At 66.2% G+C, this 15,623-nt stretch carries 14 protein-coding genes; 7 read left to right on the forward strand and 7 right to left on the reverse strand.

Annotated elements, in window-relative coordinates; translation table 11 throughout:
- Together AC6LJW_RS25605 and AC6LJW_RS25610 are read right to left on the reverse strand one after the other, a co-directional pair.
- Positions 1–997: filamentous hemagglutinin N-terminal domain-containing protein (locus AC6LJW_RS25605; protein WP_498088598.1), on the reverse strand; the 997-nt coding region annotated here is incomplete at its 3' end.
- 24 nt (positions 998–1,021) lie between these two features.
- Positions 1,022–2,704 carry a ShlB/FhaC/HecB family hemolysin secretion/activation protein gene (locus AC6LJW_RS25610; protein WP_498088600.1) on the reverse strand — a complete coding sequence of 561 codons (1,683 nt, stop codon included), beginning with the start codon at positions 2,702–2,704 and terminating at the stop codon, positions 1,022–1,024.
- Between the two features lie 427 nt (positions 2,705–3,131).
- Here AC6LJW_RS25610 and AC6LJW_RS25615 point away from each other — a divergent pair, with 427 nt between their 5' ends.
- From AC6LJW_RS25615 to AC6LJW_RS25645, 7 genes are all read left to right on the forward strand, one after another.
- The gene (locus AC6LJW_RS25615; RefSeq protein WP_054415947.1) at positions 3,132–3,644 is read left to right on the forward strand and encodes a winged helix DNA-binding protein; all 513 of its coding nucleotides are present in this window, start codon (positions 3,132–3,134) and stop codon (positions 3,642–3,644) included.
- A gap of 9 nt (positions 3,645–3,653) precedes the next feature.
- A complete protein-coding gene (locus tag AC6LJW_RS25620; RefSeq protein WP_498088602.1) occupies positions 3,654–5,507 on the forward strand; it encodes an ABC transporter ATP-binding protein in 1,854 nt (617 codons plus the stop codon).
- 50 nt (positions 5,508–5,557) lie between these two features.
- The gene (locus AC6LJW_RS25625) at positions 5,558–7,084 is read left to right on the forward strand and encodes an ABC transporter substrate-binding protein (RefSeq protein WP_056562868.1); all 1,527 of its coding nucleotides are present in this window, start codon (positions 5,558–5,560) and stop codon (positions 7,082–7,084) included.
- A 163-nt stretch (positions 7,085–7,247) separates the two neighbouring features.
- A complete protein-coding gene (locus AC6LJW_RS25630; RefSeq protein ID WP_056562871.1) occupies positions 7,248–8,171 on the forward strand; it encodes an ABC transporter permease in 924 nt (307 codons plus the stop codon).
- Between the two features lie 5 nt (positions 8,172–8,176).
- Positions 8,177–9,043 (forward strand): ABC transporter permease, encoded by an 867-nt coding sequence (locus AC6LJW_RS25635; RefSeq protein WP_427986129.1) that lies wholly within the window; start codon positions 8,177–8,179, stop codon positions 9,041–9,043.
- A gap of 40 nt (positions 9,044–9,083) precedes the next feature.
- Complete coding sequence (locus tag AC6LJW_RS25640) at positions 9,084–10,823, forward strand: M14 family metallopeptidase (protein ID WP_498088604.1); 1,740 nt, start codon at positions 9,084–9,086, stop codon at positions 10,821–10,823.
- 36 nt (positions 10,824–10,859) lie between these two features.
- Positions 10,860–11,297 (forward strand): acetyltransferase, encoded by a 438-nt coding sequence (locus AC6LJW_RS25645; protein ID WP_056562877.1) that lies wholly within the window; start codon positions 10,860–10,862, stop codon positions 11,295–11,297.
- 10 nt (positions 11,298–11,307) lie between these two features.
- On the opposite strand, the gene AC6LJW_RS25650 is transcribed toward AC6LJW_RS25645, so the two are convergent.
- From AC6LJW_RS25650 to AC6LJW_RS25670, 5 genes are all read right to left on the reverse strand, one after another.
- Positions 11,308–11,505: an oxidoreductase-like domain-containing protein gene (locus AC6LJW_RS25650; RefSeq protein WP_498088606.1), complete on the reverse strand. Its 198-nt coding sequence runs from the start codon at positions 11,503–11,505 to the stop codon at positions 11,308–11,310.
- A 47-nt stretch (positions 11,506–11,552) separates the two neighbouring features.
- Positions 11,553–12,131, reverse strand: a complete 579-nt coding sequence (locus AC6LJW_RS25655; RefSeq protein WP_369818949.1) for a GNAT family N-acetyltransferase — start codon at positions 12,129–12,131, stop codon at positions 11,553–11,555.
- A gap of 87 nt (positions 12,132–12,218) precedes the next feature.
- On the reverse strand, positions 12,219–13,754 hold the full coding sequence (locus tag AC6LJW_RS25660; protein ID WP_498088608.1) for a lytic murein transglycosylase: 1,536 nt from the start codon (positions 13,752–13,754) through the stop codon (positions 12,219–12,221).
- A 91-nt stretch (positions 13,755–13,845) separates the two neighbouring features.
- Positions 13,846–15,204 (reverse strand): MATE family efflux transporter, encoded by a 1,359-nt coding sequence (locus AC6LJW_RS25665; RefSeq protein WP_498088610.1) that lies wholly within the window; start codon positions 15,202–15,204, stop codon positions 13,846–13,848.
- A gap of 37 nt (positions 15,205–15,241) precedes the next feature.
- Positions 15,242–15,607 carry an SEL1-like repeat protein gene (locus tag AC6LJW_RS25670; RefSeq protein ID WP_056562889.1) on the reverse strand — a complete coding sequence of 122 codons (366 nt, stop codon included), beginning with the start codon at positions 15,605–15,607 and terminating at the stop codon, positions 15,242–15,244.
- Between the last annotated feature and the right edge of the window lie 16 nt (positions 15,608–15,623).

Here is a 15,623-nt window from a genome sequence, read left to right on the forward strand (position 1 = left end):
CCCCCCCCGAGATGCCGGCGTTGCGGCCGGCCACCAGCGCCACGTTGCCCCCGGCCTGCGCCGCGCCATCCACCACCACGTCGCGTCCCGACGCCAGCCGCAGATCGCGCGCGGCCTGCACGGCGGCGCTGGGCGCGATGCGGACGTCGCCCGATGCGCTGACCTCCAGGTCGCCTGTCAGCGCGACCAGATTGCTGCCCACGTTGACGCCGACACCGGCCTCGGTGCCGATCAGCCGGATGCTGTTGGCGTACATGCCGCCCAGTGCCGCGGTGTCCAGCGCCACGACGGGCGCCGGACCTTCGCCCGCGCGGGCGGTCGCATTGCCCGTGGCGTAGTCCACGCGCGCAGCGCCCGCCGTGACGTTGAGCCGGTCAGCCCACACACCGGCGTTGATTTCCAGCGTCCGGGCGATCAGGTCGACCTGGCTGGCGGCGGTTCCATTCAGCCCCTCGCCCTCAATGCGCAGCTTGCCGCCCGCGACGTCCAGCGCGATGTTGCCGTCAGGTCCGACCTGCGGGCGGCCCGTGGTGAGCGTGGCGCGGTCCGCGTTCAAAAAGCCGCAGCCGTTGCAGGTAATGCCTGCCGGGTTGGCGACGATGACGTTGGCGCGGTTACCGGCCACTTCCAGCGTGCCCATCAGTTGCGACGGGTTGGGCGCGGTGACCTGATTCAGGATGGTGGTGGCGCGCTGGTTGCCCAGCATGACGTTGCCGGCCACCTGGCCGGCCAATTGCGTCTGGCTGGCGCCGCCGCTGTTGTTCAGCACCACGCCCGACGGCCCCACGTTGAATTGCGTGTAGCGGTTGTTGGAGACCCCGCCTGCCGACGGCGGCGCGATGTTCACGACGGGCACGCCATTGCTGACGCCCACGATCGGCTTCTGGCCGGGCACGCTCTTGTCCACGGATATCGGCAGCGTCTGCGCCAGCACGGGCGTCCAGACTTGCGTGAAGACGATGGACCAGACGATCAACGAACGAAGCTTGGACATCATGCGTGCCTGACGGGAACAGCGGATTCAGAACTCGAACATCACGGCCATCGCGAAGACGGTCGATGCGGTTTTGAGCGATTCGGGTTTTTTCAAAGGCCAGCCCGCGGACAGGTCGTAGCTGGCGTTGACGTACGGAATGGACAGACGCCCGCGCAGGCCGGCAACCGCGCCAACCAGCGTCCTGCCGGACAGATACGCGGCGGATGGGCCGCCCACGCGGCCGACGTCGAGGCCGGTGTAGAGCTGCTGTCCGGGAAGACCCGTCACGGCGTCGAGGTTGAACGACAGGTCGTTGCGCAGCGTCCAGCCGTCTTCGGCGGCGAGCGTCATCTGACCGTCGAAGCCGCGCACGGCATAGCGGTTTCCGATCGTGAAGTAGTCGGCGGGCACGATGGCAGTCTTGGCGTGCTGGATCTGCCAGTTGGCCTGATAGGCCAGGGATTGCTCGGCGATCTGGAACGGCAGATACAGCCCCGCGTTGGCGGTGAGGATGGTGCTGCGCCCGTTCCAGTCGGGATCGCCGTAGACGTAGCCGGGCTGGTCGGAGAACTGCGGCAGCGTGCCACGCACGCCGCCGCCGATGTCGAGCACCGCCCGGCCGATGTAGTGGCGGTGCCCGTAGCCGATTTCGTAGCCGGTGACGTCGCGGCGCTGGACGTCGATGGCCACGTCATTCAGGGTGCTGTCGGTGCGCTTGCGCAGCACGGTGAGCGACAGGTTGCCCTTGTAGGCGGTGCCGCGGTACGGCACGACCGACACGCCCGCCTGGATCTGCTTGGTGGTGCCGCCGTAGACGATGGGCTCGTCGAAGCCGGCGACCGTTTGGCGGTAAGTGGATTTGCTGGCGCCCGCGAAGACGGTCCAGTAGCCGAACGGCAGGCTGTAATTGATGGACGCGGCGCGCGTGTGGGAGTCGGCGTCGCGCCAGTGCGCGTTGCTGTTCCACGAGACCGACAACTGGTCGTACAGGAAGAGCGGGGAATCGAGGGTCAGGCCGGCATTGATCTGGTACTTGCCGACCGTGTCCATGCCGCCGTTGTCGCCGCCCAGATAGCCGTGCCAGCGCTTGCCGGTGCCGGGCTTGATGAGGATGTCGGAGTCGCCCAGTTCGGGACCCGGCGCGATATCGATGGCGGCGTCGGCCTGGCTGCCGAGGCGGCGGATGTTCTCGAGCGCCTGGTCCAGGTCGCGCTGGTTCAGTTCGCCGCCCGGGCCAGTGGGCAGCGCCGTGCGCCACCAGCCGATGGCGCCCTGGCTTTGAACGGCCGAGATGCGGCCGGGCAGATATTTCAACGTCAATGTCCCGGCCGCCAGCGACTGCTCGGGCACGACGACGCGCGCGGTGACCAGGCCATCTTCGATCAGCAAGCCGATCAGGTGTTCCTGCAGCGCGCGCAGCCCGCGGCCGCCGATGCATTCTCCGAGGACGGTCGCCGTGGCGCTGGCCAGGCGTTCAGGAGGTTCGGCGCCCTCCCAGATGACTTCCCCGATGGCAAAGCATGGCGTCTCATCCGGCAGCACCAGCCCGCGCGTGGGATCGACAGACGGCGCCGACAGCACGTCGGGCCGCTCGGCGGCGCGGGCACGTTGCGCGTCGATTTCCTGTTCCTGACGGCGCTGGATTTCCGTGGCGCGCTGGGCGGCTTCAGGGACCGATTGGGCCCAGGCGGACCCCGCGCCTGCCAGCGCGACGGTCGTCGCGAACATCCACCCTACCCGCCGAAAGTGCTGCGATCCGCTCATACGACTGGACGCCAACGGCCGACTGCCGCGCGTCGTCTCCCTGTTAATCGAATTGGGTGGTCATTTTGCCGATCAATACTGTTTATTACACTATATATCTATTGTTTCTGTATCGATTTTTGCGGCAAAGGGTTTTTTTGTTGTGCGTATGGATCACGTTGCTGTCTTTTATTGATATTTCTCAGAAGCAGAACTTGCATCCGTAACAAATTGACGCCCAATCGAGAGCCGCGCATTTACATCAGACGCCTTTGTAAATCGCCGCCTTGAGCTCACAAATCAGAGAATTCCGAAAACTCGGGCCGGGTTATCCCGGATGCCGGCATATCTACAAATCGTCAATAATTCGCCAACGTTTTGTCGCCGATCCGTCCCCTTGCCTGACTCACCCATGCCTGTATCCGTCCGGGACGCCATCGTTTCGTCTTCCCACCTCGCCTCGTCCGCCCCTGAGCTGTCCGAGGTCGAGTTCGGCCTGATCATCGCGTCGCATGCGTTCAATCGCTGGATGGTGCGTTGCATGGCCTGCGCGGGACTGCCCGAACTGACGTCGCTGGACATCCTGGTGCTCAACCATGTGTTCCATCGGGGCCGGGGCAAGAAACTGGCAGACATCTGCTTCACCCTGAATGTCGAAGACACCCACCTGGTGAACTATTCGCTCAAGAAGCTGGAGCGCCTGGGCGTCGTTCAAAGCGCCAAGACCGGCAAGGAAGTGATCTACACCACCACCGACGCCGGCGCGGCCGCGATCCAGCGCTACGCCGAAGTGCGCGAGCAGTGCCTCGTCAAGCCGTTCATCGACTCCCCCGCCGCGGACGACGCCAGCCATCAGTTGGCCAACACCCTGCGCGCCCTCTCGGGCCTGTACGACCAGGCTGCCCGCGCCGCCACCTCGCTGTGAGAATCCACGTTGTCTAGCACCACCGCTTCTTCTTCCGCCCCGCTGCTGTCCGTGCGCGGCGTCTCGGTCGACTTCAATACCGACACCGGCGGATTTCGCGCCGTCGACAACCTGGATTTCGACGTGCGGCCCGGCCGCACGCTGGCGATCGTGGGCGAATCCGGATCTGGCAAGTCCGTCACGTCGATGGCGATCATGCGCCTGACCGACTACAGCGGCGGACGCATTTCGACCGGGCAGATCCTGTTCCGTAATGGCGACGATCGCGAAGTGGATCTGACGCAGGCCAGCGACGAACAGATGCGCGCGATCCGCGGTAACGACATCGCAATGATCTTTCAGGAGCCGATGACGTCGCTGAACCCGGTGTTCACGATCGGCGACCAGATCGTCGAAGCCATCATGCTGCACCAGCAGTTGTCGCGCTCGGCGGCGCGCCAGTCGGCGCGCAAGCTGTTGGAAAAGGTGCGCCTGCCGGACGCCGAACAACTGCTGGACCGCTATCCGCACCAGTTGTCGGGCGGCATGCGCCAGCGCGTGATGATCGCGATGGCGCTGTCGTGCCAGCCGCGGCTGTTGATTGCCGACGAGCCGACGACGGCGCTGGACGTCACCATCCAGGCGCAGATCCTGAACACCATCCGCGAGCTGCAGCGTGACCTGGGCACAGCCGTGATCTTCATCACCCACGACATGGGCGTGGTGGCCGAGATGGCCGACGACGTGGTCGTCATGCTGCGCGGAAAAAAGGTTGAGCAAGGCACCGTGGAAGAGATCTTCAACGCGCCCAAGCATCCCTATACGCGTGCGCTGCTGGCCGCCGTGCCGCGGCTGGGCAGCCTGACCGGCCGCGACCTGCCGCTGCGCACACCGCAGACGGTGCTGGAAGGCGACACGCTGCGCGAAGTGGGCGAGACCCGCGAGCAGGACACGGCCACCTACGATGAGGCCGTGTTGCGCGTGGACAAACTGACCACGCGCTTTGACGTGGGCCACAACCTGTTTGGACGCGTCACGCATCGCGTACATGCGGTGGAGCAGGTCAGCTTTGACGTCTACCCCGGCGAGACGCTGGCGCTGGTGGGCGAATCGGGCAGCGGCAAGTCCACCATCGGCAAGACCCTGCAGCAGTTGGTGGCGCCGACTTCCGGTGCGGTGCGCTACAACGGGCAGGACATTTTCTCGATGGACAGCGCGGGCCGGCAGCGCCTGCGCCAGGAAATCCAGTACATCTTCCAGGATCCGTATGCGTCGCTGGATCCGCGCAAGACCGTGGCATTCAGCATCGCCGAACCGATCCGCACGCACGGCCTGCTGACGGGTGAAGACGCCATCGCGCGCCGCGTGGGCGAGCTGCTGGAGCAGGTGGGCTTGAAGCCCGAGCACGCCACGCGCTATCCGCACGAATTCTCGGGCGGCCAGCGCCAGCGGGTGTGCATCGCGCGCGCGCTGGCCAGCAATCCAAAATTGATCATCGCGGACGAATCCGTGTCGGCGCTGGATGTGTCGATCCAGGCGCAGATCCTGAACCTGCTGATGGACCTGCAGAAGGACCGCGGGCTGTCGTATCTGTTCATCACGCACGACATGGCGGTGGTGGAAAAGGTCAGCCACCGCGTCGCGGTGCTGTACCTGGGCCAGATCGTCGAACTGGGCACGCGCCGCCAGATCTTCGAATCCCCGCAGCATGCCTACACCCGCAAGCTGCTCGCGGCGGTGCCGGTGGCCGAGCCCGGCCGCCACATCGACACGTCCCTGATCGAGGGCGAGATCCCCAGCCCGGTGCGCCGGGTCGGCGACGAGCCCGCCATCGTTCCCCTCATCGAATTCGCGCCCGGCCACCAGGTCGCCCGCGCCGCCTGAACCTCTTTCATCCGTCGGTCCGACCCGATTTCCCGTCCCTGGAGGCGACCATGCAATTCCTACGCACCACCTTTACCGCCACCGCGCTGACCTTGGCCCTCGCCGCCGCGCTGCCCGTTTCGACGGCGCACGCCGCCGGCACGCTGAACGTGGCCATCAACCAGGATCCGGGAAGCTGGGATCCGATCGACACGTTCGTGACCTTCTGGGGCTCGGTCGGCAGCAACCTGTACGACGGCCTGACCATGCGCGGCGCGGACCTGAAGCTGCAGCCGGGCCTTGCCACCAGCTGGGAATATCTGGACGAGAACAAGCGCCTGCGCTTCAAGCTGCGTGAGGGCGTCAAGTTCCATAACGGCGAGCCCTTCAACGCCGAAGCCGTCAAGTTCACCTTCGAACGCCTGCTGGGCGCGGAAGGCGCGAAGGGCCCGCAGAAGTCGAATTACGACTCGATCGGCGAGGTCAAGGTCGTGGACGAGTACACGGTGGACTTCATCCTGAAGCAGCCGGACCCGGTGCTGTTGACCAAGCTGGCGGGCTACGGCGCGATGATCGTGCCGCCCAAGTACATCACTGAGAAGGGTGAAGACAACTTCAACACGCACCCGGTCGGCACGGGCCCGTTCAAGTTCGACAGCTACCAACCCAAGGTCAACGTGACGCTCGCGCGCAACGACGACTACTGGGGAGGCAAGCCGAAGCTGGACAAGGTCGTGTATCGCTTTATCGGCGAACCCGGCACGCAGGTGGCCGAGCTGCAGGCCGGCCGCATCGACATCGCCACGCTGATCCCGCTGGGCCTGATCGAGACGGTGAAGAAGTCCGGCAATGCCGACGTGATCTCCACGGGCGGCCCGGTGGCCTTCGCGCTGCGCTACAACACCAAGAACGGCATCACGCAGCACCGCGATGTGCGCCGCGCGCTGATCATGGCGGTTGATCGCGATGCCATCGTCAAGCAACTGCTGTTGGGCCAGGCCAAGACCATCGCCAGCTTCCAGGGCCCGCAGTCGTTCGGCTTCAACCCCGAGCAAAAGCCCCTGCCCTTCAACCCCGCCGAAGCCAAGAAGCTGCTGGCTGCCGCCGGCGTGAAGCCGGGCGCCACCGTGCAGATCGACGTGCGCGGCAGCGATTCGAACTTCCGCGAAGTGGCGCAGGCCGTTTCCGGTTACCTGCAGGGCGTGGGCGTGCGCGCCACCATCAAGCCGTATGAAACCGGTGTGCTGCTCAACGACATCATCCCCGGCGGCAAGACCGGCGAAATGTGGCAGAACCAGTGGGGCGGCTGGACGTACGACTACGACAACACCGCGTACCTGATGTACCACTCGGGCCAGAAGTGGAATCCGTACGACAACGATCCCAAGCTGAACGCCATGCTGGAAGCGCAGCGCACGGTCTATGACGTGAAGAAGCGCGAAGGGATGCTGCAGGAGATCGCCGCGTACGTGGCCGATCAGGCGCTGGAATTGCCGCTGTACAGCCTGAACACGATCGTGGGCGTGAACAAACGCGTGAAGAACCTGGAGGTCCCGGGCGACATCCGCTTCCGTTTCGTTGACACCGCCATAGAGTAAGTCCCCCCGAGCGCTTCGCGCTTCCCCCAGGGGCATGCCTGCGGACCGGCAGAGCCCGGATCCGCGGCATCCCGCTTGGGGTGTGCCTCGTTGAAGCAGTGACGATGGTTGTTGCAGTCTTAACATTACTGACCCGCACCGGTGCAAGCCGGGGCGGCGCCTTATGACCGGATTTCTCATCAAACGCGTGTTGCAGGCCGTCTTCGTGATCGTGGCCGTGACGCTGCTTGTTTCTTATGCCGTGCGTCTGACCGGCGATCCTGCGCTGATGCTGAGCCAGGGGTCGGGCAGCGTGACCGAACAGGACCTGGCCAACATCCGGCAGGCGCTCGGGTTGAACCGGCCGTTCCACGAACAATATCTGTCGTACATGCAGGGACTACTGCATGGCGATTTCGGGCGCAGCTTCATGGGCGGCACGCCGGTCGCCAAGCTGATCGGCGATGCGCTGCCCGCGACGCTGATGCTGGCGTTCACGTCGCTGATTGTTTCCATCCTGATTTCGCTGCCGCTGGGCATCCAGGCGGCGATCAAGCGCGGCAAGGCGACCGACCAGGCCATCCGCATTTTGTCGCTGGTGGGCCTGTCTTTCCCCAACTTCTGGCTGGCGCTGATGCTGGTGCTGCTGCTGTCGATCACCTTCCCGCTGCTGCCGCCGTCCGGCTGGAGCGGGCCGGCCAGCCTGGTGCTGCCGTCGCTGACCATGGCGATCATTCTCAGCGCCACCAACATCCGGCTGGTGCGCACGACGATGCTGGAGACGCTGTCCGCGCAATACATCATGGTGGCGCGCAGCAAGGGCCTGAAAGAGCGCATCGTGCTGTACAAGCATGCGCTGCGCAATTGCGCCATTCCGCTGATCACGTACCTGGGCCTGCAATTTGGCGGCCTGATCGGCGGCATCGTGGTGATCGAGATGGTCTTCAACTGGCCGGGCCTGGGCACGTTGGCCTTCGACGCCATTTCCGGCCGCGACTATCCGGTTCTGCAAGGCACGGTCACCGTGCTGGCCACCGTCATCGTCCTGGTCAACCTGATCGTCGACATCGCCTACGGCATCGTCGATCCCCGTATCCGCACGCGTTGAGCATCATGCAGACAACCACTTCCCCCGCCGCCCCGAAGGCCATGAAGCCGCGAAGCCGCTATCGCTCGTTGGAATTCGTGCTGGGCGCGCTTTTGACCGGCGTCATGGTCCTGCTCGTCCTGACTTCCGGCTGGCTGTTTCCGGACGGCGGCGAATCCATGGACCTTGCCGCCCGCCTGATGGCGCCGTTCTCGTCGGCCGCCCATCCCTTCGGTACCGATCCGCTAGGCCGCGACGTGCTGGCGCGCGTGATCGTCGGCGGCAAGATCTCGCTGCTGGTGGGCTTTGCCTCGGTGCTGGGCGGCGCGCTGCTGGGCATCGTCATGGGTCTTATCGCCGGGTACTACCGCGGCTTCTGGGACATGATCGTGATGCGCTTTGCCGACGTGCAACTGGCGCTGCCCTTCATCCTGGTGGCGATCACGTTCATCGCCATCCTGGGCGGCGGGCTGTTCAATGTCATTTTCTTCATGATCGTGTCGCAATGGGTGCAGTACGCTCGCCTGGTGCGGGCTCAGGTGCTGGCCCTGCGCGAGCGCGAGTTCGTGCTGGCCGCGCGCGCTTTCGGCGTGCGCGACCTGGCGATGATCCGCCATCACATCGTCCCCAACCTGCTGGGTCCGCTGGTGATCCTGATGACGCTGAACGTGGCCAACAACATCCTGCTGGAAAGCAGCCTGACCTTTCTGGGCCTGGGCGTGGACCCCATGATCCCGAGCTGGGGCGGTATGCTTGCCGACGGCCGCACGTACATGCAGACGGCCTGGTGGGTCAGCGTCTTTCCTGGCCTGGCCATCATGCTGACGGTGCTGGGCCTGAACCTGCTGGGCGACTGGCTGCGCGACCGCCTGGATCCGACCGGCAAGGTCTGAAGAATCGATCCGAGCCCACGGGCCGGAAGGAATGTTGAGTATGTCGTTGCTGGACAAGAGTTTCGATCGCACGCTGGACGCCTGGACGCACGCCTACATGGCGCCGGCCTGGCGCGGCGCGGTCGTGGAAGGCTGGGTGTTCGAGAGCGTGGAGGCCCGGCGCGCCGCGCAGGCCCGGCTGGAGCAGGCCGGCGTGACGGCGCGCTTTCGCAGCGCCTACAAGCCGCTCGTGCACTTTTTCCTTGAAGAAGTCGAGGCCGACGGGCTGGTCTCGGCCGAGATCCGCTATCCGCTGCACGAACACGCGCAGGCCAAGCGCTTCACGCTGGAGGCCTATCCGCTCGTGGCGTTGCTGAAAGACGTGCACGTGACGATGCTGCCCGGGGCCGCCGACCTGCACTACGACGTGCGGCTGGCATATGCCGATGGCCGCACCATCGACACTCGCGTGTTTGCGCCGAACCAGCTTGGACACGCGCCGGACGGCACGCCGGAGCTATCGCCTACCGGCTGGCTGCGCGTCGTGGACGCCAGCGGCGCGGTGCAGACCGATGCCGCGCAAGCCACCGAGTACCAGCTTCTGTTTCGCGCCATCATGGACACCGTGCGCAGCCACACCTGGGGCGCGCACGAGCCGTATTTCGACCGGCTGGAAATTCGCGTGGACCTGCCCGGCATCGACTTCGCGCTGCCCGTGGACGAGGAAATCGTCAGCACGTTCGAGGCGTTGCACGAGGACATCTATTTCTCGCTGCTGGAGCACTTCCAGCAGCACTCCGGCCGCCCGTCCGGCGACCGGGGCCTGCAACCCGGCCAGATCATTCCCGACATCCGCCGCCACGATGGCGCGCCGCGCGTGCAGATCTCGGTGGAACCCTTCGCGCCGGTCGCACCCGTGACGCCGGCGACGCCCGCCGGTCCGCTGGCGCAGGCCCGCGAGCCGTTGCCGGCCGCGCAGATTGCCGGCTGCATGGCGGCCTTTGGCGGCGACACCTTTCAGGCCGTTTCGCGCCAGGGCCGTCCGGTGTTGGGCACCTATGTGCGCGGCCCCGGACCGGCCGTTTTCATTTCTGGTGCGCAGCATGCCAACGAGACCTCTGGTGTCGTGGGCGCCCTGCGCGCGGCGGAGGCGCTGGCCGCCCGGGGCGATGCGCATTTCGCATTGATCGCATCCGAGAATCCGGACGGCTATGCGCTCTTTAACCGGCTGCGCGAGCAGCATCCGCGCCACATGCTGCACGCGTCGCGCTACAGCGCGCTGGGCGACGACATCGCGTACCGCGAACACGCGCCGTTCTTCGAACGTGAAGGCCGGCACCAGGCGCATGCGATCAGCGGCGCGCAACTGCACATCAACCTGCACGGCTATCCGGCCCACGAATGGACGCGCCCGCTGTCGGGCTACCTGCCGCGCCACTTCGAGCTGTGGACCATACCCAAGGGCTTCTTCCTGGTCCTGCGCCATCATCCGGGTTGGGCGGACCGCGCACGGCGTCTGATCGAAGGCGTCACCGCGCGGCTCGCCAGCAACGTGCCGGGACTGGTGGAATTCAACGCGCGGCAGCTGGAACGCTTTCATGCGCACGCGCTCGAAAAAGGTTTTGACGTGCTCAACGGCATCCCCGTGCAGATCACGGAGACCGACCGCGAGGAACTGCCCATGGCGCTGATTTCGGAGTTTCCGGATGAAACGGTCTACGGAGACCGATTTGTTTTCGCGCATACTGTGCAGATGGAAACTGTCCTGGCGGCCACGGATCTGTATCGCGCTGGGCTTTAGCGGCTTACCGGTGTCTGACACCCAAGCAATAAGAAAATGAAAATCCGAGAACGCAACCACGGCGACGATCTGGCCCTGGTGGACATCTGGCTCCGTTCGGTGCGCGCCACACACACTTTTCTGACTGAAAAGGAAATCCAGGCCATGTACCCGCAGGTGCTGAACACGTACCTGCCATCCGTCAGGGTCTGGGTCTGTGAGGACGATGCCGGCGAAGTGGCCGGCTTCATGGGCCTGACCGGCAACAAGGTCGAGATGCTGTTCGTGGATGCCAACAAACGCGGCAAGGGGGCTGGCCGCCGCCTGCTGAATTTTGCGCGTTCGTTGCACGGCACGCTGCTGGTGGATGTGAACGAGCAGAATCCGCAGGCGCACGGCTTTTACAAGCACTATGGGTTTGAAGACGTGGGCCGCTCGGCCTACGACGACTCGGGGCGCCCCTTTCCCATCATCCACATGAAGCTCGCCGGCTGAACGACGGCGCTTACCGGCCGTCCGGCTCGTGCCGCGCGCGCCACGCCTTCAGGGCGTCGCGGTAGCGGTCCATCGCTTCGTCATACATGTCATAGACGCAGGGGATGCAGCCGCTGTTGCAGCATTCGTCCGGCGCGGGACGCTCGGGCGGAACAGGCGGCGGGTCGTCGTGGGACGCTGCGGCGGGACTCGGTTTCGTCGTGCTCATCGCGACATGTTAGCGCCGCGCGCCCCGCTCCAGCGCGGTGCACGTCCTCACACGCCTTCCCGTTTGCGCCAGTCCAGGCGGCGGATTTCGTAGTAGACCTTGGGCTCGGGCGTGTCGCCGGTCATGCCGACGTAGCGCAGCCCCGTCTTTTCCATGACGCGTTGCGAGGCCAGATTTGAGCGCAGCGCCACGGCGCCCAGCACGTCCACGGGCAGCAGACGAAACCCCAGACCGATCAGCGCGCGCGAAATCTCCGGCGCAAAGCCCTTGCCCCAGCAATCGGGATGCAATGCATAGGCCAATTCGACGCCCGCACGCCCTGGCGATGTCGACACTTTCAGGCCCGCGCGGCCGGCGGGCCGGCCCGTCTCGCGGTCTTCCAGCACATACATGCCGTACCCATGCTCGGTCCAGTGGACGATGTTCTGCGCCACATAGCGACGGCTGGCCGCCGCGTCGCGCGTGCCGCCCATGGACTGCATCAGATCTGCATTGGCGTGCATCTCGATCATGAAGGGCAGATGCGACTGGGACATCCGGCGCGCGCACAGGCGCGGGGTCTGGAAATCGTCGGGAAACTCGGCGGACGGCATGGCTGTGAGTGTGGTGGCGGACCTGCCGATCATACCGGCCGGCGCCGCCTTGCACACTCCAGCCTAACCCTCACCCGCGCCGCATTTCGGGGGGTGAGGTTGCCGCGATCGGCGCCTGACTCATTGCCCAGGATAGCCGCGCATGGCGACCGGCTGATCGGCCAGCAGCGCGTCCAGGATGCGCTTGCCCACACGACCGTCCTGCGGCAACTTCAGGCGCGCCTGCTCGGCCCGCACCGCATCGCGCGTCTTGCCGCCGGGGATGCCATCGGCCTCGCCGATGTCATGGCCGCGGCCATAGAGCTGCTTCTGCAGTTCCTTGATCTGCGCGCGCGACAGACCGGGATCGTCGGTCGGCCACGCCGTCACCAGCGCCGGGCCGCCTTGCAGGCGGTTCAGCAGCAGCGACACGGCCAGGCCGTAGCGGCGCGACTGGTTGTAGTGCAGGATGGCGTCGAAGTTCACCGTGGCCAGGAACACCGGTCCGCGCGCGCCGGTCGGCGCAAAAAGATACGCCTGCTGGTCGTTGCCCGACGGCAGCTTCAACACCGAGCCATCTCCTTGCTTTACACCAGCCTGCGCCCACTGGGCGATCGTGCGGCGGTCCTTGGATCCCACGTACTCGGCGTCGGGCTCGGGCGGAATCGCCGCGGCCAGCTCGGCCGGCACCCGCACTTCCACCACGGCGGGCAACCCATGCGTCCACTGTGCGCGCCGCTTGCGCAGGTGGTTCGCCGTGGAGGCCAGCGCGTCGGGCAGCGAGTTATAAAGATCGATGCGGCCGTCGCCATCGCCGTCGGCGGCCAGTTCGTAGAACGAGGTCGGGATGAATTGCGTCATGCCGAACGCGCCGCTCCAGGACCCGACGAACTTGTCGGCTGGCACGGTGCCGTCGCGCAGGAGGCGCACGGACGCGTAGGCGTTCTTTTCCCAGAGTTGCTTGTTCTCGGTGCAGGCGCGCGTCAGCCAGGCATTGAGCACGTCGGTCTTGCCGACCTGACGGCCGTAGTTGGTTTCGATGCCGAAGATGGCGACCAGCGTCGCGGGATCAACCTGGTATTGCTGGCTGATGGCGCCAAGCTGCTTGCCGTATTGGGTCAGCACGGCCTTGCCGTCCTGCACGCGCTCGTCGTCGACCGTCTTGGCGATGTAATCCCACCAGCTTTCGCGGCCCTCGGGCTGGCCCTTGGCCGACGCCACAGTCGTGGGCAGCAGCGTGGCGTTGGCCGTGTACTTGTCCCAGTCGGCGACGGTCAGGCCGTTGGCGGTGGCGCCCTTGCGCAGCTTGTCGATGCAGGCCTTGGTGTCGAGTTCGGTTGGGACGATGACCGTCGGTGCGGCTGCGGTGGCTGCGGGCGCGGCGGGCGCAGCCGTGGCGGCAGGCGCGGCAGTGGCGGCGGGCGCCGGGGCAGGCGCGGCGGCCGGTGCCGCGGCGGCGGGCGCGGCCGGCGCCGCCGGGGCGGGCGTGTCGTCGAAACTGCGCTTGGGTTTGAGCGCGGGCTGCTGCTGTTCCGGCGCGGGCGTCTGGACGCGCGATCCGGTGGCCGATCCGGGCGACTGCGCCTGCGCGGCGCTGGCGGCAGCGGCGGTCAATGCCGCGGCCAGCAGCACGCGGGAAAGGCTGTCGATTCGAGGACGGGGGGAACTCTGGCGCATGGCTTTCCTGAAAAATCGAAGTCAGCCGGGATCGTACCGCGACCAGCCGCCGAAATCGAACGCGCCCCGCATTGATCGGCCAGTTCGCCTGCTAGGCCGGCGTGCCGTGCTGGAATCCCGCCGGTGGCGCGCGCAGCACGCGCCGGCACAGCCACATCGCAATCAGGCTGAAAATCGCAAAGCCGCCCATCTGGCCCAGCATCACGCCCTGGGGCCCGCCGAGGTGCGCACCCAGCCACACGAAGGGCACGGTGCCCACCGTCGCGCGCAGCCAGCCGATGGCGGTGGAATACGTGGCGTATCCCAGGTTGTTGAACACCGAGATCGCCACGAAGAACAGGCTGTTCAACGCCCACGCGAAGCTGCCGACGCGGCAGAAGAAAACGATCAGGTCGCGCCCGGGGCCGGTGACCCGGAAGACATCCGGCATCCACGGCGCCAGCACCGCCAGCACGATGGCCGCCGCGAACCCGTACAGCAGCGCCCAGCGCGTTGTGAGCGCCACGGTGGCCTTCACGCGGTCCCACTGGCCGGCGCCCAGGTTCTGGCCGAGAATCGGCCCGATGGCGCCGGGCAGCACGAAGAACAACGAATAGGCGAGCTGCAACAGCCGGTCAACCACCGTGGCGCCCGCCAGCACGCTGGGACCGAAGCTGGAATACGTGGACACGGTAAAGATGACCGATGCCGGCGTGGCCAGGGTGGTCAGCGCGGCGGGCAAGGCGATGTTGCCGATGGCGCGCAGGTGCTCGCGCAGTTCCCGCACCCGCGGCCAGGCCACCAGCCGGTGTTTGCGGAACACCAGCCAGCCGCCAAGCACGACCGTGGCCACGCGCCCTACTCCGCCGGCCCAGGCAATGCCCACCATGCCGCCGTCCAGCACGAAGATGACAATCGGGTCCAGCACGGCGACGGTGCCGGTCCCCGCCAGCAGTACCCACATGGACTGCCGCCCCTGGCCGGCTGCGCGCAGCAGGTTCGACAGCATCATTCCGACGCCCATGACCACCGCGAACGGCGTGGTGATGAGCACATACGACAGCAGATGCTCGCGGACATCTTCGGCCAAACCGATGGCCGCGGTAAACGGGCCGATCGCGGCCAGAAACACCGCGCCCGCCGCCACCGCGGCGGCGGCCATCAGGATCAGCGACGCCCCCGCAAGCGTCCGCGCCCGGGCAGCGTCCTGCGCTCCGAGCGCACGCGAGACCAACGCCGCTCCCCCCACCGTGACGCCGATGCAGATGGACGTGATGGTGAACTGCGTCATGGACCCGAAGCCCACGGCACCCAGCACGGCTTCGTCCTCGAGCGTGCCCAGGTACAGCAGCGACAGGAACTCGACGGCGAAGACGGCCAGCATGCTGGCCCAGCCGGTCAGGATCATCTCGAGCACGTGCCCGCCGAGCGGGCCGGTCACGAAGCGGGCGTGTTGCGCGGGTGCGTTCAAGGGGGCTGTTATTGCGTAGGCGGTTACCGCGCGAGGGTCATTGCGCGGCAGGCGGCGCTTCGCGCAATTGCGCCAGCCGTTGTGCCGCCAGTTCATCGCCTTGGGCTGCGGCGGCCTCGTACCAGCGCAGCGCCTCCTTCATGTCGAAGTTCTCCATGATGAGGCCCTGCATGTATTGGGCGCCCGGGTCGCCGCGCTGCGCCGCGGCCAGCATCGCGCGATCGGCCATGCCATCCTGGCGCGGCGACTCACCGTAGATGTAAGCCTCGCCGCCCTCGATGGTGCCGCCCATCTCGCGCAGCGACGGTGGGGTCTGCATGAAGAGCTGGCGCCAGAAGAGCGCCACGAGCACCACGAACAGCGCGAAAAAGAAGGTCCACGTGAAAAGCCGTTTAGCGGTCATATTTCTCTCGATGAAG

Source organism: Achromobacter sp. 1012554356, from assembly GCF_059760815.1.

Bases quoted from the DNA above. Each gene is read 5' to 3' on its own strand.
- AC6LJW_RS25610 (WP_498088600.1), bottom strand. From the start codon at position 2,704: ATGTTCGCGACGACCGTCGCGCTGGCAGGCGCGGGGTCCGCCTGGGCC.
- AC6LJW_RS25615 (WP_054415947.1), top strand. From the start codon at position 3,132: ATGCCTGTATCCGTCCGGGACGCCATCGTTTCGTCTTCCCACCTCGCC.
- AC6LJW_RS25625 (WP_056562868.1), top strand. From the start codon at position 5,558: ATGCAATTCCTACGCACCACCTTTACCGCCACCGCGCTGACCTTGGCC.
- AC6LJW_RS25630 (WP_056562871.1), top strand. From the start codon at position 7,248: ATGACCGGATTTCTCATCAAACGCGTGTTGCAGGCCGTCTTCGTGATC.
- AC6LJW_RS25635 (WP_427986129.1), top strand. From the start codon at position 8,177: ATGCAGACAACCACTTCCCCCGCCGCCCCGAAGGCCATGAAGCCGCGA.
- AC6LJW_RS25640 (WP_498088604.1), top strand. From the start codon at position 9,084: ATGTCGTTGCTGGACAAGAGTTTCGATCGCACGCTGGACGCCTGGACG.
- AC6LJW_RS25645 (WP_056562877.1), top strand. From the start codon at position 10,860: ATGAAAATCCGAGAACGCAACCACGGCGACGATCTGGCCCTGGTGGAC.
- AC6LJW_RS25650 (WP_498088606.1), bottom strand. From the start codon at position 11,505: ATGAGCACGACGAAACCGAGTCCCGCCGCAGCGTCCCACGACGACCCG.
- AC6LJW_RS25655 (WP_369818949.1), bottom strand. From the start codon at position 12,131: ATGATCGGCAGGTCCGCCACCACACTCACAGCCATGCCGTCCGCCGAG.
- AC6LJW_RS25660 (WP_498088608.1), bottom strand. From the start codon at position 13,754: ATGCGCCAGAGTTCCCCCCGTCCTCGAATCGACAGCCTTTCCCGCGTG.
- AC6LJW_RS25670 (WP_056562889.1), bottom strand. From the start codon at position 15,607: ATGACCGCTAAACGGCTTTTCACGTGGACCTTCTTTTTCGCGCTGTTC.